The following is a 26,387-nucleotide window of genomic DNA, read 5'->3' as shown; positions in this document are numbered from 1 at the left end:
TTTTTCGTATACCCAATTTTAAGGAATCAACGATAAACAAACATTTATTGAAAATCAGCTATTTTTTCTTGACAGATTCATAGCTGGTCTCCTTTTATTCTTCCCATAAAGCTGTCGATAGATATCGTTCTCCTGTATCCGGCAAAAGAACAACGATCGATTTTCCTTCGTGTACTTTTTGCTTGCTCAACTGTACAGCCGCATGTAAAGCCGCTCCGGAAGAAATTCCCACGAGGATTCCTTCTTTTTTTGCACATTGGCGCGCCATTTGATAGGCTTGTTCACTTTCTACACAAATGACTTGATCATAAATCGAACGATCCAAAGCCTCTGGGATAAATCCGGCCCCAATTCCTTGCAGATCATGTGGCCCAGGGGTTCCTCCAGACAAAACGTTGGAAGCCGCAGGCTCTACCGCAACCACCTGAATATTGGGATTTTTTTCTTTTAAGTATCGTCCGATTCCCGTAATAGTTCCGCCAGTTCCAACACCAGCCACAAAAATATCAACTTGCCCTTCCATCTGGCTCCAGATTTCCGGTCCTGTTGTTTCGTAATGGGCTTGAGGATTGTCTGGATTGGAAAACTGGGAAGGGATCCAAGATCCAGGAATCTCTTTGTGAAGTTGATCGGCTTTTTCGATAGCCCCCGACATGCCTTTTTCTGCCGGCGTCAAGACAATCTTGGCACCATATGCCTTTAACAGTTTTTGCCGTTCCAAACTCATGGTTTCCGGCATCGTAAATATTGCACGATAACCACGAATCGCAGAGATCATAGCCAAACCGATTCCAGTATTTCCGCTGGTAGGTTCAATGATCGTCGCTCCCGGATGAAGAAAACCTTTCTTTTCGGCTTCCAAAACCATCTTTTTGGCGATCCGGTCTTTGGCACTTCCTGCCGGGTTCATGGCTTCGATCTTCGCATAGATATGGGCAAGACTATGTTCATTCTCTTCGATATGACACAATTCGACAATGGGTGTATTCCCGATACAATCCATCCATTTTTTGATTTTCATGATGCGCATCACTCCTCTTTCTAAGTGTATCACAATGAACAAAAAAAGATCTTCGAAGTTAATCAAAGATCTATTTCTTGTATTTTTTTCGCAATGCTGGAGGCATCCAAACCATAGTAGGCCAGCAGATCTTTCGGCTTTCCGCTCTGCCCAAATTCATCGTTCAGCCCGATCATCTTCAGTCGGCATCCGCTTCCTTCCTTGGCCAGCACTTCCGCTACCGCCGATCCCAGGCCTCCGATCACGGAATGCTCTTCTGCCGTCACGATCACTTCGTGTTCTTTTGCCAGCTTCTTGATCAGCTCTTCATCGATCGGCTTGATACTTGAGATGTTCACGACCGTCGGTTCGATCCCTTCCATCTCTTTTGCGGCCTTCAAACTCTCCTGCACCATCATCCCGGTCGCTACGATCGCCACCTTGCTTCCTTCTTTCAGTACGCTTCCTTTTCCAGGCTGCCATAGGTAGCTTTCATCATACACATCTTCCACGCTCGCTCTTCCCAGACGTACGTAACATGGTCCATCGATCTTTGCTATGCCTTCGATGATCTGCTTCGTCTCTTCGGCATCACAGGGCTGGAACACCTTCATGTTCGGAATGCTTCGCATCAGGGCCAGATCCTCTACGCTTTGATGACTTGCCCCGTCTTCTCCGACCGTGATCCCCGCATGCGTCGCACAGACCTTCACGTTCAGATTCGGATAACAGATGCTGTTCCGGATCTGTTCGAATGCTCTGCCGGCCGCAAACATCGCAAAGCTGGAGGCATAGGCGATCTTGCCGCTGGCTGCCAGTCCGGCTGCCACTCCCATCATGTTGCCTTCGGCGATCCCCATATCGAAATGTCTTTGCGGACATACTGCCTTGGCATCCCCGGTCTTCGTCGATCCTGCCAGGTCGGCATCCAATACTACGACATCCTGATTCTCCTGTACCAGTTTCGCCAGGGCCTTCCCATACGCCGCTCTTGTTGCCATTGCCATTCTATTCACCTCCCAGCTCTTTCATAGCTGCTTCATACTGTTCCTGGTTCGGTGCACTTCCGTGCCACTTGTAGTTGTTCTCCATAAAGGATACCCCTTTTCCTTTGATCGTATGGGCTATGATCATCGTCGGCTGTCCTTTTGTGTTCCGCGCTTCTTCGAATCCCTTGGCCAGCGATTCGAAATCATGACCATCCACTTCCACCACATGCCATCCGAACGCCTCGAACTTTTCCGGAAATGGTTCCGGTCCTACGACATCCGCAATGTTTCCGTCGATCTGCAGATGGTTGTAGTCCAGGATCCCGCACAGGTTGTCCAGCTTGTAATGACCGGCCGCCATGCACGCTTCCCAGACCTCTCCTTCTTCGCTTTCTCCATCTCCCAAAAGAAAATAGATGCGATGATCGTTCTTGTCCAGCCGATTGGCCAGCGCCATCCCTACGGCTGCCGAGATCCCCTGTCCCAAAGATCCGGTCGACATATCGACTGCTTCGATATAGTTCATGTTCGGGTGTCCCTGCAGCGGTGAATGCAGCTGACGGAACGTCTTCAGTTCTTCCTTAGGGATGAATCCTTTTTCGCACAGGGTTGCATAATAGCCCGGTGTGATATGTCCCTTGCTCAGGACAAATCGGTCCCGGTCCTGGCTTGCCACGTTGTCTTTGTTGATATCCATCTCCTCGAAATACAATGAGGTCAGGATATCGGCTGCCGACAAGGATCCGCCCGGATGTCCGCTTTGTGCCGTATAGACCATCGTCAGGATATTCTTTCGTATATTCAATGCATGTTGTTCTAATTCTGTCATAAACGACCTCCACGCATTCAAGTATACAAAAAAAGAAAGTTCATTCCAAGAATATGTGAACAAACTTTCTTATTTTAGTGCTTTGTATACATTATTGAACTTGACTCTTCAAATAGGCAAAGATAAATTCATCCAGATCACCATCCAAAACAGCTTGAACTTGACTGGTTTCATAACCGGTACGTACATCTTTGATCAAAGAATATGGATGCAGGACATAACTACGGATCTGCGAGCCCCATTCATTGGCACTTTGTTCCCCTTTGATCTCTCGCAATTTCTTTTCCTTTTCTTCGATTTCCAGCTGATAAAGGCGCGATTTCAAGATTCGCAGAGCTTCTTCTCGGTTTTCATGCTGGCTTCGGCCATTTTGGCACGTTGCCACAATGCCGGTCGGTTTATGTACCATACGAACCGCACTGTCGGTCTTATTGATGTGCTGTCCTCCTGCACCGCTGGCACGCTTGGTCTCCACGATCAAATCTTCCGGCTTGATTTCAATCTCGATTTCGTCATTAAACTGCGGCATCACCTCTAAAGATGCAAAACTGGTATGGCGTCTGGCCCCGGAATCAAATGGAGAAATTCGCACAAGACGATGAACTCCTTTTTCCCCCTTTAAGTATCCGTAAGCTTTATCTCCTTCCACTAGAAAGGTCACACTCTTGATGCCCGCTTCTTCTCCGGCAAGATAATCCAACACTGTGACTTTCCAGCCTTTTTTTTCGGCATAGCGGGTATACATGCGATACAACATGCTGGCCCAATCACAAGATTCTGTACCTCCGGCACCAGGATGCAGTTCAAGAATCGCATTATTCTGATCATACTCATGCGATAAAAGAACTTGAATCTCAAAAGCGGAAAATTGTTTTTCAACCTCTGAGTACTCTTCGCTAGCTATCTCTAAAAGCTCTATATCCATCTCCTCTTTTAAGACATCGGCTGTTTCATTCAAGGACTCCATTTGTCCTAACAGCGATTGGTAGTTATCAACAATATCTTTTAGAGAATTTCGCGACCGGATAATTGCTTGTGCCTTACGCTGATCATTCCAAAATCCTTCTTCTAAAGTTTGTCTATCGTACTCCTCAATTTGTTGTTCTTTTTGAGGTAAGTCAAAGTGACTCACCTAGAGAGCGAAGCTTCTCCAGGTGAGTACTGACTCCTTGTTTTAATTCATAAAGTTCCATTATGCCTTTGTCTCCCTGCGGATTCTTACTTTACATAAGAAGAACGTGATTTCGCGATCAATGCGACGATTCATTTCCTCAAACATATCGAATCCTTCTTGTACATACTGTTGAAGCGGGTTATTTTGTGCGTAACTTCTCAAGTAGATACCACTTCTCAACTTATCCATTCGATCGATGTGGTTGATCCAGTTGCGATCGATATTTCGCAATACAACCGTTCTTTCAAACGGAAGAAATTGTTTCTTCATAGGATGAATCTCTTTTTCATATTCACCCCAGATTTTATCGATTGCATAATCTTTGATCTCCTGATAAGATTTGCCTTCAATTTCGCCAACTTTGATCTGCTTTTCTTCTTGCATTCCCATCACTTCAAAAGATTTGCAGACACCAGCAGGGTCTACTTCCCCTTTTTTGGAATCTAGCAAATTGGCTTGCAATGTCTGCTCGATTGCTTTTTCAAAAATTGTACGAACCATTTCGTGGACTTCTTCACTTTCCAGGATACGGTTTCTTTGAGCATAGATGATCTCGCGCTGACGACGCAATACATCATCATAGTCCAGAAGCTGTTTTCGCGTATCAAAATTGAAACCTTCAACTCGTTTTTGAGCCATTGTGATTGAACGAGTGACTGCCTTGGATTGCACTTGTTCATCGCCTAGTTTTTCAAACATCTTCTGGAGTTTATCGCCGCCAAAACGAACCATCAAACTATCTTCTAAAGAGACATAGAAGCGAGAGAAGCCAGGATCGCCCTGACGTCCGCTACGTCCACGCAACTGATTATCGATACGGCGAGATTCATGGCGCTCCGATCCAAGAACAGCCAATCCGCCCAGTTCACGAGTTTCATTCGTCAGCTTGATATCGGTCCCACGCCCTGCCATATTGGTAGCGATCGTAACCGATTTTAAACGTCCCGCCTTAGCGATGATCTCCGCTTCACGAGCATGGTTTTTCGCATTCAATACCTCATGCGGGATTCCTTCTTTTTTCAGCATCTGACTAATGAGTTCGCTGGTTTCGACCGCAATCGTCCCCACTAGGACAGGTTGTCCTTTTTCATATAAACGTTTAACTTCATCCACTAGAGCACGATATTTTCGATCTTTATGGGCATAGATCTCATCATCTTCGTCCACACGAATAACTGGTTTATTCGTAGGAATTACGACAACTTTCATATTATATGTCGATAAAAACTCTTCTTCTTCCGTTTTAGCCGTACCTGTCATACCCGCCAATTTTTCATATAAACGGAAGAAGTTCTGATATGTGATCGTAGCTAAAGTAGAAGTCTCTTCCTTGATAGGAACTCCTTCTTTGGCTTCGATGGCCTGATGCAGACCATCGCTGTAGGCACGACCCGGCATCAAACGTCCTGTAAACTGGTCGACGATCACGATTTCTTGTTCTTCACTGACAACATATTCTACTTCGTTTGTAAAGATATAGTTGGCCTTCAACGCCTGGTTGATATGATGCACCAACTGTGTATGTTCAATATCATATAAGTTTTTGATATGGAAATACTTTTCCGCTTTATGGACTCCTTCTTCACTCAACATGACCTGACGAGTTTTTTCGTCGATATCATAATCGCCAGAAATCAACGTTTTTTCATGCGTAAAACGATCCGTTTCATATTCAGGAGCCGTTAAAGTCTTGGCAAATTTATCAGCCTGTATATATAGGTTCGCCGTCTGCTTCTTCCCTCCGGAAATGATCAGCGGTGTTCGACTCTCGTCGATCAATACGGAATCGACCTCATCGATAATAGCCATATGAAGTCCGCGCATTACACGATCCTCTACACGAGTGACCATATTATCGCGCAAATAATCAAAACCTAATTCCGAGTTTGTCGTATATGTGATATCACATGCATAAGCTTCGCGTTTTTCATTCGGTTTTAGTTCTCGTTTATTGACACCTACACTCATACCCAAGAAACGATAGATCTCACCCATCCAAGCCGCATCACGACCCGCCAAGTACTCATTGACCGTGATCACATGGACACCTTTGCCTTCCAACGCATTCAAATAAACGGCCATCGTTGCGGTCAAAGTCTTTCCTTCTCCCGTCTTCATCTCCGCAATATCGCCTTTATGCATGGCTACAGCACCCATGACCTGTACCCGATATGGCTTTTCATTGATCACACGATAAGCTGCTTCTCTGGCAGTCGCAAAAGCTTCGGGCAACAGATCGTCCACAGTCTCTCCATCAGCCAGTCGATTTCTATATTCTGTCGTTTTTTCTCTTAGTTCTTCATCCGATAAAGCTTCCATCTCTTTTTCATGAGACAGCACTTGGTCTGCGATCTTTTCTAATGTACTGATCTCACGCTTTTCTTCGGAGAATAGATTTGAAAATAATCCCATAGGTATTCCTCCTGAATTTTATTTTTTACAAATTTAGACGCTATATCATTGTAGCATATTTTTCAAATGAAGACTAGGATTCCCACAGGAACTTACAAACTCTTGATATATTGTAGAAAATCGATAATTTTTTATCGTTTATCATTAAATTTTTATTGATTTTAATAAACAAGAAGGATATAAATAAAATATAGAAACACGGAGGATTCATCATGAAAGAAAAATCTGAACAAGTTTTGACACGCAAGATGCGACGGATTCTGTTAATTACACTAATATTTACCGGAGGTTGTTCTGTTTCATCCTTAGTAGAGATCGTTCAAGATACTTTACAAGGCGTTTGGTCTTATATTGGATGGGCGCAATATCTTTATACAATGGTATTTTGCAGTGTGATCATCCTGTTTTTCTTTACGATCTTATTGCTTTACTGGACACACAGGTCATTTGCCGATATCTTTTCCAAAGGCATTCTTTTGATTGGAGCGATTCTGACAACCGCCGCTTTTGTGATACCGAGAATTCCAGATTATCAGCCAGGCGTGATCACAGTTTGCCATTATGGAAATTTTGTATTGGCCGATGGAACGTTTCTATTAATAGGCATCATTTTCATACTGTTAGCTTCGATTTTGGAAGTAGGCTACAATCTTCAAAATGAAGCCGATGCGACTTTGTAGGTGAATCCAATGGCTATCATATTACGTTTAGATCGTATCATGGCCGATCGTAAAATATCTTTAAATGAACTTTCCGAAAAGGTTGGAATTTCCAATGTCAATTTATCCAATTTAAAGACCGGGAAAGTCAGGGCCATTCGTTTTTCTACTTTGAATGCGATCTGTCAGGTTCTGGAATGTCAGCCGGGCGATATTTTGGAATATCAAGACGACAAACAGGCAGTCTGAGCTGCCTGTTTATTTGATGATCCATTGTGAAGCGAATACGGCAAATACACCTAAAATCATACTGAGAAGTATATAGAGTGCAGCCATCATATATTGCCCTGTATGCATCAATTGTTGTGTTTCTAAAGAGAAGGTAGAAAAAGTGGTAAACCCGCCGCAGATTCCCACTTTAAAAAACAAGATCCATCGTGGGTCTATATGCGGATTCTTTGAAACAAGACAGGCAATACACCCAATCACAAAAGAACCAATTACATTGATACAAAGTGTATGAACCGGAAAACCATGCGTTTCCAACGGTATCTTTCCCGCCAGATATCGCAAAACAGATCCTAAAAACCCGCCTAATCCTACTGCAAAGCAATCGATCATCGTACTCCTTCTTTCTTAGTAATCTTTTCTTTGGCTTTTTGATTTGCCCTTTCCAACATCGTCTCTAGATCCAGATTTTGTGACAAGCCATCTAAGCAGCTGCCCGCATGAGTATCCCCGGCGCCTGTCACATTTTCAGATCGGACAGGCTGGGCCGGAACATAAACCAGCTTATGATCATATGCATAAGAGCCTCTGGCCGCATCGGTGACAATCACAAGTTTCCGGGTTTTCTGCCATAGCATCTCCATCCCTTTTTTGAACTCCTGTCCTGTCCAAGCCTCACATTCTTCTTTGTTCATATGCAAAACAGGATGTAATGTCAACATTTCTTCTAAAACCGATGAAATCTGATCAACACGCGGACCCGGCGAAAAGAAAACATTTCGTTTTTTATCTTTAAGATATTCAATTATGCAATGATTTTGTTTTTCCTCTAAGTCAATCCCAGATACATAGACCCATTCGGTTTCGGGAAGATCTTCCAGGATATCTGGTGAAAAATGATATTCTGCCCCATGATTGGCCATAAAAGTGCGCTCCCCGTTTGGCTCAATCAAACAAAAACAAACTCCATTTTCTTCTAAGACCTGTGGGCAGTAAAAAGACAAATCCTCTTGTAAAAGCGCTTGTTTAACAAATTCTCCATACATGCCCGTCCCGCAAGGGCAAGCCAATAGGCTTTGTTCACAGGCTTTGGCTACATGATATCCGCAGCCTCCTATCTTAGTTTCGCGCTTCTTTACCTTGACATCCTGACACGTCAAAGGCAGATGATCTACATAAAGAATAACGTCACATGTGCAAGAGGCCAATATGAGCTTTTCACTCATACGGTTTTTCTTTCATAAGGATCATACGAGATCCCTTTTTCCAAAATCTTTTTAGCCCATTCTTGGGCGCCAAACAAAGAATGATCCCGATAATTCCCGCATTCTTTTTCCTTTGTTCCCGGAACCTGTTCCCAAGTTGTCTTCACGATTTCCTGCAAGCTTTCTTTTAATGCCACCGCGATATCTTGAGGATCATGTTCTTTCCAGCATAACAGGTGGAATCCCGTTCGGCATCCAAATGGTGAACAATCGATATAACCTGGGACTCTAGGACGTAAATATAACGCTAGAAGATGTTCTAATGTATGCATGGCCCCTGTCGGGATCTCTTCTTGATTTGGTTGACAAAGGCGCACATCGTAATTAGAGATAATATCTCCATGCTCTCCTGATTCCGTATCAATCAAACGCACATAAGGGGCTTGGACTTTAGTATGATCTAAAGTAAAACTCTCTATAATGATTTCTGGCATTTTTCTCTCTCCTTTATAATTTTTTCTGTTTGTTTTAAGAAGGGCTGAAAAGCACTGGGAATCGACACTTTATCATGGATCTGACTCAAGGAATAAAAGTCTTCGCTCTTTTCTTTTACAAAACAGACAATTCCTTTCATATGCCATTCGACATGGGAAAAAATGTGGGTATATGGCTCCAGCGATCTTTTTTCTTCTACCGCTTCGGGAAGAGTTTCATCAAAGCCAAACAAGCCCGCCAATAGTCCTTTTTGAGAACGTTTTTTTAAATGGATCTTGTCTTGACAGACCCAAATATAAAAAGTTGGGTTTTCAACTCGCCTAGGTTTCTTTTTTGCCAAAACAGGAAGACTATCCGCATCACCATATGCATAAGACTGGCACTCCTTTTGAATTGGACAGGCTGCGCATCTTGGATTTTTTGGAATGCAGACCAAGGCCCCTAATTCCATCAATGCCTGGTTATAATCGCTGATAGGTTCTGTCAAAGAAGCATTCACCAATTCTGTAATCTTTTTTTTGGTACTCATCTGGGAAACATCATCTGTAATATGATAAAAACGAGAAAAGACACGAATTACATTCCCATCCACAGCACTGACTTTTTCATCAAATGCGATCGAAGCAATCGCTCCTGCTGTATATTCTCCAATGCCCGGCAGTTTGCATAATTCTTTTTTGGTCTTGGGAAACTGACCCTGAAATTGTTCAACGCATTGAATCGCGCACCTTTTCATATTTCGCACCCGATTATAATAGCCCAGGCCTTGCCAGATCTTAACCAGATCATCATCTTCAGCTTGCGCCAAACTCTTCAGATTCGGATATCGCTCTATAAAGCGCTCATAGTAAGGAAGCATGGCTTCAATTCGGGTTTGTTGCGCCATGATTTCGGAAACCCAAATCGAATACGCTTCTTTTTTTTGCCGGAAGACCAGTTTTCGGGCATTCTGTTTATACCACCGTAATAATTCTTCTTGAAACATAAAACCAAAAAAGCAGGATCAAACCCTGCTGTAGATCCACTGACAATCGCCAGTGACTTTCACTTCTCCACTATTGGCGGTGATAAAAATCGTATCCCCTTTTTGAAGTTCCAGTTTTGTATCCTGGTTTTCTACCACGGCATTTCCTTCCACTAAAACCAGAGCACCAAAACTTTCCTCGTCGACATGAATGGATGTTGACCCTTTTAAGGTCGTTTCAAAGCTTGTAAAATAATCACATGAGCCAAGCATCACAGTCGATGTGGTTTCGTCGCTGATAGGTTCTCCTACTGGTTTGAAATCCGATTCGATCGGTTCTAAATTGGAGACATCAATCGCCTTATCGATATGTAATTCACGCGGTTTGCCGTCTTTCCCTACACGGCCAAAATCGTATACACGGTAAGTGGAGTTCGAATTCTGCTGGATCTCACAAAGTGTCGTACCCGCTCCAATGGCATGGATCGTTCCTGCCTGGATAAAGAAAACATCCCCCTTATGAACCGGCACTTCTTTGAGAACTTCCAAGATCGTATTATCTTCGATCCGCTGACGGAACTCTTCTTTTGTGATCGAACGATTGACTCCGAAATATAAGGTAGCTCCTGGTTCACAATCCAAGATATACCACATTTCTGTTTTTCCATATTCTTTTTCGACACGCAATGCATATTCATTATCCGGATGCACTTGGATCGATAATGGTTGTTTAGAATCGATGAATTTAATCAACATCGGGAAAAATTCAAATTCTTTTCCTTTCGTTCCCAAACAGTCTTTTCCTAGAGCATCAATATATTCAGTCAAGGTCTTGCCTGCGTATTCGCCTGTCAAAACAATGCTTGGCCCATCTGGGTGCGTGGAGACTTCCCAACTTTCTGCTACAATATCCAAATCGCTTTTCTTTCCATATTTTTCCTTTAAATTTGTACCACCCCAAATATAATCTTTGTAAGCAGGGCCCAGTTTCACAATTGGCATAATTTCACTCCTGTTCTCATCGGCTTTATTATAAATCATTTTTCTAAATCGTGGTATGATAAAACTATGAAAATTGGAATGATTCAGATCCAAGTCCGAGACAACCTCAATGAAAATCTAAAACAAGCAAAAGCTTTGGCTAAAAAATGTTTGGAAAAGCGGGCCGACATCTTGATTTTCCCTGAAATATGGAACTGCCCTTATACGAACGATAGAATCCGTCAAAGCGCCCTATATTATGACAAATGTGCCGAATTGATGCGTTCGATTTCGCAGACAGGTCAATGCCTTGTCATTGCCGGCACTTTGGCTCATGAGGTCAATCAAAAGATCTATAACGAATGCTTGATTTACGATCATGGAGAATGGATCGCTTCCTATCAAAAAACACATTTATTCGAGATCCATACAAATCATAAGGATTATCAAGAAAAAGATGTGTTTACCCCCGGAAATTCGCTTTGTACATTTCCTACTTCCTGGGGTAAGATGGGCATCTTGATCTGTTATGACATCCGTTTCCCGGAAACGGCACGAATTTTAGCCCAGGAAGGAGCCCAGATTCTCTTTTGTCCTGCCGCCTTTAATAAACAAGCCACCCAAACGCACTGGACTCCTCTTTTTCAGACCCGGGCTATGGAAAACCAAGTATTTATGGTAGGCGTCAATCCGGCCCGATACCAATTTGAGAATTTTGAAAGTTATGGTCACTCGATCATCACTGATCCTTTTGGGAAGATCCTCTGTCAAATGGATGAAAAAGAATCTGTGGCCGTCGTCGATATTGACTTGAGCCGAATTCAACAAATTCGCGATCGTATGCCATTTTGGAAGATTCGTAGAACAGACCTATATAAAAGCAAGGAGAATTAGAAAAATGAAAGAAATCACTATCCAAGAACTAGACGATTTTAAAATCGGGCACGCACAAGACCTCGAAAAAGGTACAGGCTGCACCGTAATTATTTGTGAACAAGGGGCAACTGCCGGAGTAGATGTACGAGGCGGAGGCCCTGCCACGCGTGAAACGGATCTTTTGAATCCAAAGAATATGGTCCAGCAAATCCATGCCGTAACTTTAGCGGGCGGAAGCGCCTTCGGTCTTGAGGCCAGCTGTGGTGTTATGGAATATCTCAGTGAACATAAGATCGGTTTTGATATGAAAGGCATCACGATTCCCATCGTATCCGGCGCCTGCTTATTTGACTGCAGCGTATCGGATCCCAAAGCTTATCCTTCGAAAAAAATGGGCTATCAAGCTTGTGAAAATGCACAAAACAATCTTCCTCAAGAAGGATGTGTCGGTGCTGGCACAGGAGCCAGTGTAGGAAAGTTTACCGGGTTTGACAAAGCAATGAAAGCTGGACTTGGCATAGCGGCTTATCAAGTTGGAGAACTGAAGCTTGCCGCCATCGTAGCCGTCAACGCTTGCGGAGATGTATACTTTGAGAATTCGAACCAGCCTATTGCCGGAATCTATGACTACCAAAAAAAATGCCGAATCTCAACTACAGATTGGATGTTGGAAAATGAGCCGGTTATAGATAGCTGTGGCATGAATACGACCATCGGCTGCATTATCACCAATGCCGAACTCTCTAAAGCACAAATCAACAAAGTTGCCTCTATGGCTCACAATGGATATGCGCGAACGATTCGTCCGGTCCACACTTCAAATGACGGAGATACGATCTTTGCGATGGCTTCTCAAAAAGTAAAAGCAGATCCTGATGTAGTTGGTGTTTTAGCTTCCAAAGCTATGGCAAAAGCCATTGAGAATGCGTGCATAAAAGCAACCCCGCTCTATGGTTTGACAACTTATTCTGAGATTCAAGCATCAAAAAAAGCGCCTAAAGACTAAACTGGTCAATAGGCGCTTCTTTAAAGCCTTCTGGTGTCAAGACCATCATAGATGTAAAACCAAGATCACGAATCAATTTCATCGATTCAGGATAGTGGCAATCCAGCATATTTCGATCATGACAATCACTATTCAAGATTATCTTCCCTCCTTTTTGGAAGATATACTCTAATAATCTTTGGTGAGGATAAGGATATTTGCGATAACCGCGCGCTATGGCCCCGGTGTTGATTTCAAAAATCTTTCCGGCCTGCACTAAAACATCGATGCATTCTTGAGCATATCCTAAATAAGCGGGGTCCGTAAAAGAACAATATTGTTCCTCTTCATTGAACTTCATCAACAGATCCAAATGACCAACAATATCGACTTCTTCAAACTGCGCGATTCTTTTGATATCTTCATAATAATCTTTGGCATAAGCCAGAAAATCACCGCCATATAAGCTGACGATCTCATCGGTCATCGCTGGAGAATAATCTACATTTTTGACTTGATCCCGGACTTTAACAAAATGCTTGCTTCCAATCACATAATCGTAAAAATCTTTCGAAGCTACTCGTTGCCAGATATCTTCTTCGATGCCGACATAGATCTGGATTTGATCTTTATATTTCTCTTTTGCCTCCAGGATCTCTTTTCGATAAGAAGCTAAATCTTTCTCTTTCATAGCGACATCATCAAATCGACAGGGACCATGTCCGGAAAATCCCAAGACCGTAAACCCCTTTTGAATCGCTGTTTGTGCCATTTGATCGATCGTATCTTTTCCATCACAATATACACTATGCGTATGTAAATTCTGTTTGATCATCTGTGATCCTTTCTAACCATTCTCTGCAACCTTGAACGATATCTTGATAAGCTGTTTCAAAATCATCGGTATACCAGGGATCTGCCACATCACGATCTGCCAACAAAGAATAGACTTTCTGTTGCGGATCCATTTTAAACAATCGCTTCAGATTCTGATGATTCCAGTGATCCATCCCAATGATATAATCCCATTTTCCATATTCATCAAATCGAACTTGTCGAGCTTGTCTACGAGAGAATGCGATGCCTTTTTCTTTCAATTTCCGCTTGGCCGGAGGATACATATCGCGTCCAATCTCTTCGGTACTTGTTGCGGCTGAATCTACCAAGAACTGATCTTGAATCCCTTCTTGGAAAATCAAATCTTTAAAAATATATTCTGCCATGGGCGAACGACATATGTTGCCGTGGCAGATAAATAGTATTTTGATCATATATCATTCCTCTTTTGTGTTCATTATATTTCATTTATTCACTTTTCAAAAGAAAGTGTCTAATATTTTACAAACTGTTTAAACTTTTTTTTAAAGCGTGTTGATAAATCCAGAAAGAGATCCCAGCCGTGATGACTTCTGTGATCCAGAACGCATGCCAAACCCCTTCGGCCCCTAAAAACAAAGACAAAATATAGGCGATTGGCAAGATCAGTACGACATACCGCAATATAGAGATCACCAAAGAAGGCCCTCCCTTTCCCAATCCTTCTAAAGAGCCGCAGGAAATCACAGATAAAGAAGAGATCACAAAACCGATACTGATGATGCGCAATGCCGTGCCGCCAGCCTGGATCGTATCCGGATTTGATGAAAACAAGCCAATCAGTTTTTCAGGAATTCCCCAGCATAATACTGTTCCAAACACCATGATCCCGGCTGATAATAAAAGAGCTGTTCGATAAATGGCATGGACTCGACGCATCTCTTGGGCGCCAAAGTTATAACCTATGATCGGACGCATTCCTTGTACGATACCATTTACTGGTAAATATAAGAAGGTCTGCAATTTATAATAAACTCCCAAAACCAAAATATAAACGGATGAGAAAACAGACAAAATAGTATTTAAACAAGAAATCAACAAGGACGGCAACGCCAGATTCAAAGTGGCAGGAATCCCTACGGCATACATTTTCTTGACAAGGATCCTTCCCTCTCCTTTTTTCGGAATGCCAATATGCACTGGAAAGTTGCCTGTTTTGTAGCAGATCAAATAAATCAACACCCCTATTGTTTGGCCGATCCCCGTTGCCCAGGCAGCCCCCTCGATACCCATTTTTGGAAATGGTCCCCAGCCAAAAATCAGAATCGGATCTAAGACAATATTGATAATACATCCTGACAACATGCAGACCATCGTGATCATCATCTTTCCTGAGGCTTGAAATATCTTTTCCATTGCCATGGAGATGGCAATAAAAATCGAAAATCCAAAAGCAATCCGCGCATAACGGACTCCCAAATCAATTACAACAGTCTGCGTCGTGAACAGACTCAAAAACCAAGGGATGACCCCAATACAGACGATAGTCAACAGGAGTCCATGCATGCCATTGCAGATCAGGCTCCAGGAAGCCGCCGTATCGGCCCTCTTTTTCTCTTGTGCTCCCAAATGATAAGCAATCACCGCATTGGCACCCACTGAAAAACCAATTGTAACCGCATTGATCAGATTTTGAACTGGAAAGACAAGGGAGAGTGCCGTCATTGCCTCTTCACTGATTTTGGCCACATAGTAGCTATCGACAATATTATATAAAGCAGATACCATCATTGAAATAACCATAGGCAGCGACATGGATAAAACAAGCGGCAATACCGGCCGCGTTTTCATAAACGATTGATTCATAAACTCCTCTTTTCCACTCAAAAAAAGAGCTATATTCCTCTTGATATTCGAGAAAATATAGCTGTCGTATTTTTATTTTTTCAGATTGTTTGTTGATTGTCAATTATAACTTTTTAAGAAAACTTTCTACCAGATGACTGGACTGTTTGCTTGCATGTTGAACATACGTTGAGAATTCCATCGGGTTATCATGATGAACGGCGACATCACTGAGTGAACGAATGATCACAAAAGGAATCTGAAAAGCATCCGCAACTTGCGCTAAAGCGCCTGCCTCCATTTCCGAACAAATTGAATCCGGAAAATTCTTGATCAACTTTTGAAAATCTTCTTCTTTAGCCATAAATAGATCTTGCGATGCGATCGTCCCTACATGATAACGAATCTCATTTTCCTGAGCCGCTTCGACTGCCTTCTGAATCAAATCTCGATCGGCACGATAACGCAATCCTAATCCCTCTGGTCCATCTAAGCTTGTCGTATCAAAATCCGCCTGGACCACATCCTCACTGATGACGATATCCAAAACATCCTGCTCCTCTTTGAGTCCCCCGGCTGTTCCAATATTGATCAGCGCTTCCAAATCATGAGTCAGACAAAGCGCTGTCGTGACCATGGCAGCTCCGACCTTGCCGACGCCGCTTTTACAGAGGACCACATCAACGCCTCCGCATGTCCCGTAAACAAAATCAAACAAACCGTTTTTTTTAGTGCTTTGGATCTGGCACAGTTTCTCAATAGCCTGCACTTCGACATCCATGGCCGCAATGATTCCTATCATCTTATTTCCTCCTGCACACAAAGAAATATTTTTCTCCTTCTTGTATGCCTTCCTGATCAAAATCTGTCGTGATTTTTTCAATTGTAAAATAAAGTTCTAAAATTTCGATCAACCAAGCCGGATCATACACTCGCTGCATATGATGTTCTTCAATCACAGTTCCGTCTTCTTTATAAAAGGCAAAATCTTGATAAATATAATTTTCTTCACTCGTGATGGACCATTGATAATCCACATCGAATACATGCCCCGTCTCGTTGAATTCTTCTTGAAACTCTTGGAGCCGATCCAGCGAATGGGTGTCAAAAAAGAATAATCCATTTTCGGATAAATGATCATGAACCTCTAAAAAAAACTGTTGAACTTCTTGCGGCTCCAATAAATAATTAAAGCTGTCACAAAGACAAAGAATGGCTTCAAAATTTCCCAAGCCGCATAAATTTCGCATATCTTGACATAGATACTGGATCGGATCGCCTTTCTTTTTCGCCTTTGCTTGCTGGATCATAGACTCGCTTTGATCTAGAGCGGTCATTTGATACCCTCTTTGCGCTAGTGCTTGGGTAATCTCACCACTTCCACAAGCCAACTCCAGCACTCTACATGGCGAAAGGGAAGACTGGATCCAATTGACCCATGCCAAAGTCGCCTGATCATCTTTAACTAAAGCATCATAGTAAAGGGCCAACGTATCATAGATCATAGACTTCGACCGGGACATCTGCATACAGACGATCCAATCGATACACCTCTCTTTCCTGCTGGACAAACAGATGAACTACGACATCTTGCAGATCGATCAAGATCCAGCGGGAATCTGAATCCCCTTCGATCCGCATAGGAAGTGCGATGCCGGCTTCCTTTAGACGATCTTTTATATTTTGACAAATCGCGTTATTCTGTCTTGTATTTGCCGTAGATGCAACGATCATATGATCCATAAAAGGCGTTAAAGTACGAGTGTCATAATCACGGATATCATATCCTTTTTTTTCACTGATTGCCTTGCAAACGATTTCACGAATTTCCAATTCTCTATTCCTTTCCTTCCAAATATTTTTGATTCTCTTCTTTTACCATCCAGAATCCTTTCGAGAGATCTTGTTCTACCAAAGCGATCTGCTCCTGGACTGGATATCCTCGCAAAGGGTCTAACTTATCGGCACAAAAAACAATCATCGCATAAGGATCGATACTGGTACCGAGCACGTGATGATAAATAGCCTGCCGAATCTGCAAATCATGGATCCCAAAAATTCGATCCACGATTTCACTGGCGACAAAACCATGCCAGACTGGACAAGGATATCGCATATTTTCAGGACAAACGATCTCCATCCAAGGTTTCATTTCGCTTTCTGTCATGTTTTTGGCAATATCATGAAAACAGCCAATCAAAAAAGCTCGATTTAGATCTAGATTATGTGCACGAGCAAACTTTTCACACAGATTTGCCACGGACAATGAATGTGCCACCCGTTTGGGTTTAAGCCGCTCTTCTAAGAATCCGCTGAGATACAGCCGATGCTGATATATATAATCCAGCACTTGCGGTGCCAGATAATTCAATTTCTTTCCTTTACGAATTTCGCTGCTTGATACAGGTATGGGCGACATGTGAATCTGCCGGATCGGATAAGCTGTCTTTTTTGATTTTCCATCTCGATCAAAGCACACAAAATGCGCCAATTGAACAAGCGTCTTGGGTTCTTTCCATCGATCGAATTGTTCCAGCTGATCATTGCCGATCAGCCAAAAAAACTCATGGTCTGCATAACGCGCATGAAGTTCTCTCAATGTATCGACCGTATAGCTTGTTCCTTCTCTTTCTAATTCAAGGGTACAGACAATATATTCCGGATAGGGGGCTAAAGCCATTTCCAACATTGCCAAACGATCTTGATCATTGGTTAGCTGCCGATCTTTTAAAGGTGTTTTTTTAGTGGGGAGAAACCATACTTGAGCCACTCCCAGCAGTTTTTTAGCCTGATGTGCCATTTGAAGATGCCCTAGATGGACAGGATCAAAAGAACCGCCTAAGATTGCGATTTTCATTTCTTTAACCCTAACTTATTTTCCTTGCTGCGGCGATAAAGAATAAACGTTCGCCCTACGATATGAACGATTTCACTGTGCGTTTGGGAAGAGCATTCAATGGCCGCTTCACGAACATCAATGGGGCTTGTTTTCAACAAAGTGCATTTTACCAGTTCATGCGCTTCTAATGAATCATCTAGTGACCGAATCAAATTGTAGCTTAATCCATCTTTTCCAATCTGAAACAGAGGACGCATGGATTGTGCCATTTTTCGTAACAACTTTTTATTTTGTGTCGTAAGCATTAAATCATCGCCTTTCTAAAGGACACTTGAATTCCTTTATGAACTCGAACATAAACATCTTGAATAGCGCCGCTGATACAAAACCATCCTAATCCATGAATCACGACATCCATCTTTTCTTCCCGAATCATCGGAGCATGGTATGTATGCATCGTCAATAAAGAGGTATCAACACAAGGCACCAGCATTTCATTGAGATGTTTTTGCCAAAGAGCATCAGCGGTAGATAGTTTTCCTCTATGGATCGGTAAGGATCGAGAAAAATAACCGACGACACTCGCCTTGCCATTTACTACAACATCTAAACGTGCCAAGCCTCCAACCGCATAGCTTTGATCCTCAAAAGCTTGAGAAACAAAGGGACGGATCGGTTTTGTGGGAATCACCGTCTTAAGATCACGAGGATTTAAGATGGAAAGCATGCTGTGGCGATTCTCGATTCCTGGCGAATCAAAGATCGTATATCCATCTTGTTCGATCGGAACCAGGTCCAATGTTGTTCCCGGATGCCGGGAAATTGTCAAATCTTTCGATGCCATTAAACGATTTAGGATCGTAGATTTCCCCGCATTGGCCACTCCCATAAAAATCACATCTTGTCCTTGGCGATACGTTTGAATGGCTTGCACGATCTTCATCAAATTCTGTGTGCTTTTTTCATCATGTTTTAACAGATGCCCGCAAATCAAGATATCTTTGACATTGATATTCTCTTCTTGCAAGCGTTGTCGAACAAAACGTAGAATTTTTTCATCTTGTAACGTTTTGGGCAAGACATCTCGTTTGGTCAGGATCATAATGATCTCTTTCCCCGGCAGTTTTTGATTTAAACGAGAGATCATGCTGGCTTCAAAAGTGAATAAATCAACGACCCAGAATACGATGCCATCGATCTTATTGATCTTTTCTAAAGTTTGATTGGACTCAATGCCTTGCTGCATCGAGATCGTCACCTGATCATAATGGCGAATCTTATAACAGCGCTGACAATAACTGGCATCAAGAGCCGGGACATAGCCTAACCCTTGCGGATCATCGTTTTGTAAAGCGATGCCGCACCCCTTACAATACTTAGTCATCGTATACTCCTTTCTGAAAACCTTTTTTTTCTAATCTTCGGAAAACAAAATTCTCAAATTTTCTCGTAAACTTCGTGGTCGAGCGATCCACTTTGGAAATCGGCGCCGTTAAGATTACATAGATTCCTGCCAAATTGCCTCCCAAGACATCCGTAAAAAGCTGATCCCCCAAAATTGCCACTTCATTTTTTTGACAATGGTGATCTTTAACCGCCTTCCAGAACCGAAATGGCATCGGCTTACAAGATAGATAATAGACTTGAGAAACGTGCAGATCTTCACCAAAACGATATGCTCTTTTTTTTGTCGCATTGGAACAAAGAGCCACTGTAATCCCTGAAGCTTTCACCTTTTCGATAAAAGCGATCACTTCCTGATTAGGGACCTTCTCGTTGTAAGCCATCAATGTATTGTCTATATCACACAAAAGCAAACGGATCCCCGCCTGTTTTAGACGGTCGATATCGATCTTTCGATAACTGGAAACATAGTAGTCCGGTTTGAAAAGTGACATGGTTCCTCCTTACTTTTTCCCATTTTATAGTGGTTTCGCAAAAGATTCAATAATCTTTTCCGCACACCGAAGACCATCTATCGCACTGGTCATTATGCCGCCGGCATAGCCCGATCCTTCTCCACATGGATAGATCCCTTTGATATTGGATTGAAGATCCTCATTTCTTACGATACGGACCGCTGCACTGCTCCGTGATTCAACCGCAGTCATAATCGCATCGTCCAAGCTAAATCCAGGAATCCTCTTTTCAAATTGAACAAGTCCTTCATGCAGTGCCTGATTTACTGAATCGGAAAACAATGTATTTAAATCAACAAATGTCGTCTGCCGACAATAAGTGCTGGAAACTGTTCCGAACTCTTTCGAGCAGATTCCCTGCAGATAATCCTTACTCAACTGAACACAGGCCCGATAATCTTTTCCTAATGAAAATGCTTTTTTCTCGAGTGCTTCCTGATACTCCAAGCCTGCGAAAAGCTTGGTCCCATAGTCTTTTTCATTCACCTGAACCAATAGCGCGCTGTTGGCATTTTCTCCATCTCTTGCCGCATAGCTCATTCCATTCACAACCAATTTTCCTTCGGAAGAAGAACATGGAATCACTAGTCCTCCTGGACACATACAGAATGTGTACACCCCTTTTTGGTTAGATGCTGTCATCGATAACTGGTAACGGGCAGGTCGAAAGCGATCATCTTTAGCCATTTCATGTAAAATAGCCTGATCAATAAATGCTTGTTTATGCTCGATTCGAACCCCTACCGCAAAAGGTTTGTTTTCCATATGCAATCCGTTCTTCGCACACATCCGGATCGTATCAGAAGCACTGTGCCCAATACTCAGAATCAGTTGTTCGCATGAGATTTTTCCTCGCGATGTCTGAATTGCTTTTAACTTCCCATCTTCTATCACCAGATCCTCCAAACACGTATCGTAATAGATATCCGCCCCCAGTGCTCGTAATCGCTGGTCTAAATGTTTGAGGATCGGAACAAAGCCATCTGTTCCGATATGAGGATGGGCATCGATCAAAATATCCGGATCGGCTCCTAAATCTACAAATTCTCGCAAGACTTTGCGGCTGCGCGGATCTTTAGAGCGCGTTGTTAGTTTTCCATCACTAAAGGCTCCAGCACCGCCTTGCCCAAACTGAACATTGCATTCTGGATCCAGAGGTCCCCCATTCCAAAATGTTTTAACTTTTTGTTGGCGCTGAGAAATCTCACTTCCTCTTTCAATCACAAGAGGGCGATAGCCTTGCTTGGCTAACTGCAAGGCCGCAAACATGCCGGCAGGACCAAAGCCGACAACCACGGGGCGATGTTTTAAGAGCGTAGATCCTGGACAAACATCATGATACGTTTCATCCGGGCTTAAAGAGACATCCCGCAATTTTAAAAAACGTTTTTCATTTCGAACTTGCGCATCGACAGTATACGAAAAAAGGATCTTTTGGTGGCGGGCATCCACACTTCTTCGATGGATCTGCCATGCGAAAAGATCTTTTTTTAAGATATGCAACTTCTTTAAGATCTGGCCCTCGATTTGATCCTCACGAAGGCACTTGATTTGTGAAATCCGTATCATAATAATTCTTTTAATATAGGAAATTGCTTTTTATATTTTACCACTAAAGAGGCAAAACCTTGAGACAAAGCAATCGTTAAAAAATACACGACGATATGGGCATTGGGCAACAAAGCCAATAACGGAACCACAAACAAAATATGGACAGTATAAATCAACAACGAATCCTCCCGCATGCTGCGATAAGTAGGCTTATAAGGAATCTTCATCGTCAATAAAGTATTGACCAGGAAATAAGTCGTTGGGATCAAACTGAGATACATACTTGTTAAATCACGCATCATGCCCAATATAATATACAATGTCACTTCCATGACCAGCAGTGCAAAGCTGATGATCAAGGCAATCTGTGAAAACCGTCCCGATAAACGTTTGGTCCTTGCCAACAGGCATCCAATTCCAATAAAGATCGGAGCAAAGAAGAATCCATTCCGGCTGGTCGTAATTGTGACAGTAAAGAACCGGAACAAGAAACTGATCACTGGAATCGATTCCCACAATGGTGCAAACACATTCAAAAGATAGCCAACAAAGTAAAGAATCAGTGAAACTTTCAACATAAAGATCATGCCTTTTTTCTGATAGAGAAAATATGCGATGATCATTCCAGTCATCAAAGCCGGCAAAAACCATAAATGATAATAAGATCCATTCAACAGAAAGTTTCGCAGATACGATATAATACCAATCCAGCCTGTGCCGGCACTGACATAATTATAAATCGTATAAGGCAAATAAATGACAGTCCAGATCAAATAGATCTTCAACAGTCGAAAAAGATATCGCTTCAACAATTCCTTATTTTCTTCTTCATCATTTGTCAATTTACGAAAGAAGAAATAACCGCTGATTGTAAAGAAAAACGGTACAGCCATTCGGCATACTGTCTGAATGAAATAAGTATTGAACGTTTCATTGATATCAATAAATGGAAATGTATGAATACAGACGACCAAAAGAGCGCTGACATATTTGGCAATATCGATGGCCGCCAGTTGTTTTCTAGCCATGTTTCTAATCTCTCTTTCTTAAACGCGGAACACGGGATGAGATCGCACACAAAGTTTCGTTGTTTATGGAATGTGATTTTCGTGAAATCTCGTCGATGGTTACTTTCTGATCTCCTTGTTGCCCCACGATCACAACAATATCTCCTTCTTGGACATCTGCAACGTTTGTAACGTCGACCATACATTGATCCATGCAGATATTTCCAATAATCGGGCATCGTTTCCCATGCACTAATACTTCTAAACCTTGATTGGATACGATTCGATGCAAACCATCTGCATATCCAACCGAGATCGTTGCCACTTTTGTATCTTTTATAGCGGTAAAATGTCGTCCATAACTAACAGTCTGTCCTTCATGGATCCATTTGACCAAACTAATATTGGCATACCAGCTTAAAATCGGAATAAAATCAGGCTGAGAAACGATCGGGATCTCATCATCGCTGGTTACCCCCATATACAATAGACCTGGACGACAATAATCCATGCCCAAATCTTGGTAGTTTAAAATTCCATAACTATTTTGTATGTGCCTTAATCCCGGATCCAGTCCTTCTGATTGTAGGCGATCGCAGACTTCCTGAAATAATTCAATCTGATGTTGTGTAAAAGCCTTACTTTCCGATCCAAGGTCATCGCTAACCGGAAAATGAGAAAAGATTCCTTCCACTTTCAAACCCGGAAGACGATATTCTTCGAAGATGGCTTCCATGTTCTTTTCTTGATCTTGGTAAACGATTCCAGTCCGATTCATTCCCGTATCTACTTTACAATGGCAATGAATGTAGCTCTGTACACTTTGCGCATAAGCGCTCAATTTCTTGGCATACTCTAAGGAGACCAAAGACTGTGTGATCTGCTTTTCAACCAAGTAATGAAAATGTTCCGGCGGTGTATACCCTAAGATCAGGATCGATTCCCGGATCCCACCCTGGCGCAAACGCAAAGCTTCATCGACGCTGCTGACTCCAAAAAAGTCAATCCCGCAATCTGCCAGGACCCGAGCACATTCAACATCTCCATGCCCATAGGCGTTCGCTTTGACAATTCCCATGATCTTAGTCTTTCCTACAAGTTTCTGGATCTCTTTCACATTATGAGCAATGGCCGAATAATTGATCTCTGTCCAACTTCGACTATAGCTTTCTAACATACGCCAACCTTCCTTTGCATAGCCAGTTCAATCAGACGATCGATCAAGTCAGAAAAGCCGATTCCGGCTTCTCTCATCATGGAAGGATAACGGCTTGTGTCCGTAAAGCCTGGAATTGTATTCAACTCATTTAAAATGATTCGTCCTTCGCTTGTCAAAAACATATCGACCCGTGCTAAGCCGGTACAATTCATCGCCTTGTATGTTCGATAAGCCAATTCTTGTGCCTCTTTAAATTGTTTGGGCTCGATACGAGCCGGGCAGATGATATCGGCTCCTTTATCTTCGTATTTCCCCTCAAAGTCAAAGATGCTGCCATGGATCTGAATTTCATCGATACTACCGGTAAAAACCGTTTCATTTCCCATCACTGCGCAACCGATTTCAAAGCCGTCAATTGCTTTTTCAACCAAAATCTTCCCGCGCCCGTCATAATAGAAGGCATCTTCCACAGCCGGTTCGAAATCATCTTTAGATTCCACTTTATGTACACCATAACTGCTTCCCGCATTGCATGGCTTAATGATCCACGGAAGCGGGATCTGTTTTTCGATTTCTTCGAAAGTCGGATTCGTTTCGAATTTTTTCAGACAGACATATGGAGCACATGGGATATCCGCTTCCTTGCAAAGAATATGCATGATTTCTTTATCCATACTAATAGAAGAACTCATTACATCGCATCCTACATAATGGATATTCATCAATTCCAATAGGCCTTGGATGCATCCGTCTTCTCCGTTTTTTCCATGAAGAACCGGAAATGCCACATCCAATTCGATCTTTTCTTCCGGTTTATCTAAACGAATGATCCCTTTATGAACAAAGGCACATGGTGTACAAGTGGCATCTTGTCTCCATGTATCGTGTTCAATCGCATCGATGCTTCCGTCGTAATAATAAAAGATGCCGTTGGGGTCGATCCCAATCAGGACAATGTTATATTTATCCGCATGGATCTGGCGTAAAAACGATGCCGTCGAATGTAAAGAGACGGAGTATTCCGAACTCTGGCCCCCAAATAAAACAGCTAAATTATATCGATTCATTTCAATTCCCCTTTCAAAATATCAACAAGCACATCCATCCCCATACTTCGGGACCCTTTCACTAAGATCGCACAATCTTGCTGGAGATATGGTCGAAGAAATTTTCCCATCTCTTCTTTGGTTTCAAACCAATATCCTTTTTTATCTTTGCAATGTTCGATCATCTTCAAAGACAATGGTCCATACCCACAAACAATATCAACACCATGATCAAATGCATAATCTCCAATTTCTTCATGGAGCAAGACTTCATCAGGACCTAGATCCAGCATATCCCCTAAACAAGCAATATGTAAAGATGCGTCAAGAGTCATCAAAGCATCAATAGCCGCTTTAGCGCTTTCCGGGTTGGATTTGTAAGCATCATTCAAGATTTTTGCCTGAGCAATATGATCTAGCTGCATGCGCATGCCCGTCATTTCCAAATGCGAAAGCCCCTCTTTGATCGACTTCATAGAGATTCCTAAAAAAGAGGCAATATAGATACAAGGCAAGGCATTATGAGCTTGGATCTTCCCCAAACTGTTGATGTTTACATCGGAACACAAAGAACAAGAAAAACAAATATGATCTTCGATCACTTTTACATCGGATGTCAAAGAAATATCCCCCTGTGTTCCAAAAGAAACGATCTTTTTGGATGGATCTATATGCATTTCCTTTAAACACTCATCGATTTCAGGACTATCTTTATCGTATAAGAAAAGTCCTCCTGGTTTTAAATGATCCAAGATCTCTAACTTAGCCTGAGCAATTTGTTTCTTCCCGCCCAAATTTTCCATATGTGCAGAACCGATCGTCGTGATCACGGAAATATCTGGAGGTGCAATCGAGCATAAAAAAGATATTTCATTCCGATTCTCCATCCCCATCTCAAGAATAATGATCTCTACATCGGGATCTAAAGATAAAATCGTTAAAGGCAAACCAATTTCATTATTCTGATTTCCCTGTGTCTTCTGTGTTTTTTTCTCCAAAGAACAGATCGAATAAAGCATATCTTTACAGCTTGTTTTCCCGTTAGACCCGGTAATGGCAACGATTGTGCCTTGAAGTTGTTGTAAATAAGCTTTGGCAAGATTTTGTAAAGCTTTTAAAGTATCTTCCACTAAGACAAGAGCTATATTCTCCGGATAAGGTGTATGATCTTTTTGCCACAAAGCTGCAGCACACCCTTTTTCTTTTACTTGTTCTATAAAAGTATGCCCATCCGCTCTTTGCCCTATCAATGGAACATACAAATGACTGTTTTCAATTTTTCTAGAATCAATGCAGATTCCTTGAATCTTGACCGTATCGGGCCCTAAAACAGGCGCATGGAGCATCGATGCGATCTCACGAACAGTAGTCTCTATCATGATGAACCCCCATTTGATGTTTATTATAG

Annotated in this window: 29 protein-coding genes; 4 read left to right on the top strand and 25 right to left on the bottom strand. The window is 42.3% G+C overall.

Features of this window, described 5'->3' with window-relative positions; translation table 11 throughout:
- Window positions 1-94: 94 nt before the first annotated feature.
- The 5 genes from cysK to secA all read right to left on the bottom strand — a co-directional run bounded on the left by cysK (window position 95) and on the right by secA (window position 6,404).
- Window positions 95-1,021 (bottom strand): cysteine synthase A, encoded by a 927-nt coding sequence (cysK, locus tag HNQ43_RS07850; protein WP_221248041.1) that lies wholly within the window; start codon window positions 1,019-1,021, stop codon window positions 95-97.
- 62 nt (window positions 1,022-1,083) lie between these two features.
- Complete coding sequence (locus HNQ43_RS07845) at window positions 1,084-2,007, bottom strand: transketolase family protein (RefSeq protein ID WP_183376540.1); 924 nt, start codon at window positions 2,005-2,007, stop codon at window positions 1,084-1,086.
- Between the two features lies 1 nt (window position 2,008).
- On the bottom strand, window positions 2,009-2,818 hold the full coding sequence (locus HNQ43_RS07840) for a transketolase (protein WP_183376538.1): 810 nt from the start codon (window positions 2,816-2,818) through the stop codon (window positions 2,009-2,011).
- 91 nt (window positions 2,819-2,909) lie between these two features.
- Window positions 2,910-4,011, bottom strand: a protein-coding gene (prfB, locus tag HNQ43_RS07835; protein ID WP_183376536.1) for a peptide chain release factor 2 whose coding sequence is annotated in 2 segments (ribosomal slippage) — window positions 2,910-3,938 and window positions 3,940-4,011 — 1,101 coding nt in all. Because the reading frame shifts where the segments join, the coding sequence is not laid out codon by codon here.
- A complete protein-coding gene (gene secA, locus HNQ43_RS07830; RefSeq protein WP_183376534.1) occupies window positions 4,011-6,404 on the bottom strand; it encodes a preprotein translocase subunit SecA in 2,394 nt (797 codons plus the stop codon). Before secA ends, prfB begins: the two co-directional genes overlap by 1 nt.
- 212 nt (window positions 6,405-6,616) lie before the next feature.
- Between secA and HNQ43_RS07825 the strand changes: the two genes are divergently transcribed.
- Complete coding sequence (locus HNQ43_RS07825; RefSeq protein WP_183376532.1) at window positions 6,617-7,084, top strand: hypothetical protein; 468 nt, start codon at window positions 6,617-6,619, stop codon at window positions 7,082-7,084.
- Window positions 7,085-7,093: 9 nt separating this feature from the next.
- Window positions 7,094-7,312: a helix-turn-helix domain-containing protein gene (locus tag HNQ43_RS07820; protein WP_183376530.1), complete on the top strand. Its 219-nt coding sequence runs from the start codon at window positions 7,094-7,096 to the stop codon at window positions 7,310-7,312.
- Window positions 7,313-7,321: 9 nt separating this feature from the next.
- Here the strand turns inward: HNQ43_RS07820 and crcB are convergent, their stop codons facing one another.
- Genes crcB through HNQ43_RS07795 form a run of 5 tightly spaced genes read right to left on the bottom strand, consistent with a single transcriptional unit; the run spans window position 7,322 to window position 10,957 of the window.
- The gene (gene crcB, locus HNQ43_RS07815) at window positions 7,322-7,684 is read right to left on the bottom strand and encodes a fluoride efflux transporter CrcB (RefSeq protein ID WP_183376528.1); all 363 of its coding nucleotides are present in this window, start codon (window positions 7,682-7,684) and stop codon (window positions 7,322-7,324) included.
- Window positions 7,681-8,517 (bottom strand): carbohydrate kinase family protein, encoded by an 837-nt coding sequence (locus tag HNQ43_RS07810; protein WP_183376526.1) that lies wholly within the window; start codon window positions 8,515-8,517, stop codon window positions 7,681-7,683. Before HNQ43_RS07810 ends, crcB begins: the two co-directional genes overlap by 4 nt.
- Window positions 8,514-8,990: an S-ribosylhomocysteine lyase gene (locus HNQ43_RS07805; protein ID WP_183376524.1), complete on the bottom strand. Its 477-nt coding sequence runs from the start codon at window positions 8,988-8,990 to the stop codon at window positions 8,514-8,516. The genes HNQ43_RS07810 and HNQ43_RS07805 overlap by 4 nt, the downstream gene beginning before the upstream one ends.
- Window positions 8,972-9,976, bottom strand: a complete 1,005-nt coding sequence (gene mutY / locus HNQ43_RS07800) for an A/G-specific adenine glycosylase (protein WP_183376522.1) — start codon at window positions 9,974-9,976, stop codon at window positions 8,972-8,974. The genes HNQ43_RS07805 and mutY overlap by 19 nt, the downstream gene beginning before the upstream one ends.
- 18 nt (window positions 9,977-9,994) lie before the next feature.
- Complete coding sequence (locus HNQ43_RS07795) at window positions 9,995-10,957, bottom strand: type I phosphomannose isomerase catalytic subunit (protein ID WP_183376520.1); 963 nt, start codon at window positions 10,955-10,957, stop codon at window positions 9,995-9,997.
- 66 nt (window positions 10,958-11,023) lie between these two features.
- Between HNQ43_RS07795 and HNQ43_RS07790 the strand changes: the two genes are divergently transcribed.
- Together HNQ43_RS07790 and HNQ43_RS07785 are read left to right on the top strand one after the other, a co-directional pair.
- Window positions 11,024-11,830, top strand: coding sequence for a nitrilase-related carbon-nitrogen hydrolase (locus HNQ43_RS07790; RefSeq protein ID WP_183376518.1), 807 nt, complete (start codon window positions 11,024-11,026; stop codon window positions 11,828-11,830).
- 4 nt (window positions 11,831-11,834) lie between these two features.
- Window positions 11,835-12,818 carry a P1 family peptidase gene (locus HNQ43_RS07785; RefSeq protein WP_183376516.1) on the top strand — a complete coding sequence of 328 codons (984 nt, stop codon included), beginning with the start codon at window positions 11,835-11,837 and terminating at the stop codon, window positions 12,816-12,818.
- On the opposite strand, the gene HNQ43_RS07780 is transcribed toward HNQ43_RS07785, so the two are convergent.
- From HNQ43_RS07780 to HNQ43_RS07710, 15 genes are all read right to left on the bottom strand, one after another.
- Complete coding sequence (locus HNQ43_RS07780; protein ID WP_183376515.1) at window positions 12,808-13,632, bottom strand: histidinol-phosphatase; 825 nt, start codon at window positions 13,630-13,632, stop codon at window positions 12,808-12,810. The genes HNQ43_RS07785 and HNQ43_RS07780 overlap by 11 nt on opposite strands.
- Window positions 13,604-14,068 carry a low molecular weight protein-tyrosine-phosphatase gene (locus HNQ43_RS07775; protein WP_183376513.1) on the bottom strand — a complete coding sequence of 155 codons (465 nt, stop codon included), beginning with the start codon at window positions 14,066-14,068 and terminating at the stop codon, window positions 13,604-13,606. The genes HNQ43_RS07780 and HNQ43_RS07775 overlap by 29 nt, the downstream gene beginning before the upstream one ends.
- Window positions 14,069-14,135: 67 nt before the next feature.
- Window positions 14,136-15,479 carry an MATE family efflux transporter gene (locus HNQ43_RS07770; RefSeq protein WP_183376511.1) on the bottom strand — a complete coding sequence of 448 codons (1,344 nt, stop codon included), beginning with the start codon at window positions 15,477-15,479 and terminating at the stop codon, window positions 14,136-14,138.
- A gap of 103 nt (window positions 15,480-15,582) precedes the next feature.
- On the bottom strand, window positions 15,583-16,260 hold the full coding sequence (locus tag HNQ43_RS07765; protein WP_183376509.1) for a 5'-methylthioadenosine/adenosylhomocysteine nucleosidase: 678 nt from the start codon (window positions 16,258-16,260) through the stop codon (window positions 15,583-15,585).
- A gap of 1 nt (window position 16,261) precedes the next feature.
- A complete protein-coding gene (locus tag HNQ43_RS07760; protein ID WP_342353968.1) occupies window positions 16,262-16,987 on the bottom strand; it encodes a class I SAM-dependent DNA methyltransferase in 726 nt (241 codons plus the stop codon).
- Window positions 16,953-17,291, bottom strand: coding sequence for a ribosome silencing factor (rsfS, locus tag HNQ43_RS07755; RefSeq protein WP_183376507.1), 339 nt, complete (start codon window positions 17,289-17,291; stop codon window positions 16,953-16,955). The genes HNQ43_RS07760 and rsfS overlap by 35 nt, the downstream gene beginning before the upstream one ends.
- A gap of 4 nt (window positions 17,292-17,295) precedes the next feature.
- Entirely contained in the window at window positions 17,296-18,315 is a 1,020-nt protein-coding gene (nadD, locus tag HNQ43_RS07750; RefSeq protein WP_183376498.1) for a nicotinate (nicotinamide) nucleotide adenylyltransferase, read from the bottom strand.
- A complete protein-coding gene (locus HNQ43_RS07745; RefSeq protein ID WP_183376496.1) occupies window positions 18,312-18,602 on the bottom strand; it encodes a YhbY family RNA-binding protein in 291 nt (96 codons plus the stop codon). The genes nadD and HNQ43_RS07745 overlap by 4 nt, the downstream gene beginning before the upstream one ends.
- Window positions 18,602-19,681: a ribosome biogenesis GTPase YqeH gene (gene yqeH / locus HNQ43_RS07740; RefSeq protein ID WP_183376494.1), complete on the bottom strand. Its 1,080-nt coding sequence runs from the start codon at window positions 19,679-19,681 to the stop codon at window positions 18,602-18,604. The genes HNQ43_RS07745 and yqeH overlap by 1 nt, the downstream gene beginning before the upstream one ends.
- Window positions 19,674-20,195, bottom strand: a complete 522-nt coding sequence (locus HNQ43_RS07735) for a YqeG family HAD IIIA-type phosphatase (RefSeq protein WP_183376492.1) — start codon at window positions 20,193-20,195, stop codon at window positions 19,674-19,676. The genes yqeH and HNQ43_RS07735 overlap by 8 nt, the downstream gene beginning before the upstream one ends.
- Before the next feature lie 24 nt (window positions 20,196-20,219).
- The gene (locus HNQ43_RS07730) at window positions 20,220-21,785 is read right to left on the bottom strand and encodes an NAD(P)/FAD-dependent oxidoreductase (RefSeq protein WP_183376490.1); all 1,566 of its coding nucleotides are present in this window, start codon (window positions 21,783-21,785) and stop codon (window positions 20,220-20,222) included.
- Complete coding sequence (locus tag HNQ43_RS07725) at window positions 21,782-22,795, bottom strand: acyltransferase (protein ID WP_183376488.1); 1,014 nt, start codon at window positions 22,793-22,795, stop codon at window positions 21,782-21,784. The genes HNQ43_RS07730 and HNQ43_RS07725 overlap by 4 nt, the downstream gene beginning before the upstream one ends.
- A 4-nt stretch (window positions 22,796-22,799) precedes the next feature.
- Window positions 22,800-23,951 (bottom strand): alanine racemase, encoded by a 1,152-nt coding sequence (gene alr / locus HNQ43_RS07720; RefSeq protein WP_183376486.1) that lies wholly within the window; start codon window positions 23,949-23,951, stop codon window positions 22,800-22,802.
- The gene (locus tag HNQ43_RS07715) at window positions 23,945-25,000 is read right to left on the bottom strand and encodes a D-alanine--D-alanine ligase family protein (protein ID WP_183376484.1); all 1,056 of its coding nucleotides are present in this window, start codon (window positions 24,998-25,000) and stop codon (window positions 23,945-23,947) included. Before HNQ43_RS07715 ends, alr begins: the two co-directional genes overlap by 7 nt.
- The gene (locus HNQ43_RS07710) at window positions 24,997-26,358 is read right to left on the bottom strand and encodes a UDP-N-acetylmuramoyl-tripeptide--D-alanyl-D-alanine ligase (protein WP_183376482.1); all 1,362 of its coding nucleotides are present in this window, start codon (window positions 26,356-26,358) and stop codon (window positions 24,997-24,999) included. Before HNQ43_RS07710 ends, HNQ43_RS07715 begins: the two co-directional genes overlap by 4 nt.
- Window positions 26,359-26,387: the final 29 nt, after the last annotated feature.

Origin of the sequence: Faecalicoccus acidiformans (assembly GCF_014202635.1) — a bacterium.
GTDB classification, from domain to species: domain Bacteria; phylum Bacillota_I; class Bacilli_A; order Erysipelotrichales; family Erysipelotrichaceae; genus Faecalicoccus; species Faecalicoccus acidiformans.
Note: the sequence above shows the minus strand (reverse complement) of the source record. Positions and strands in the feature narration are given on the sequence as shown.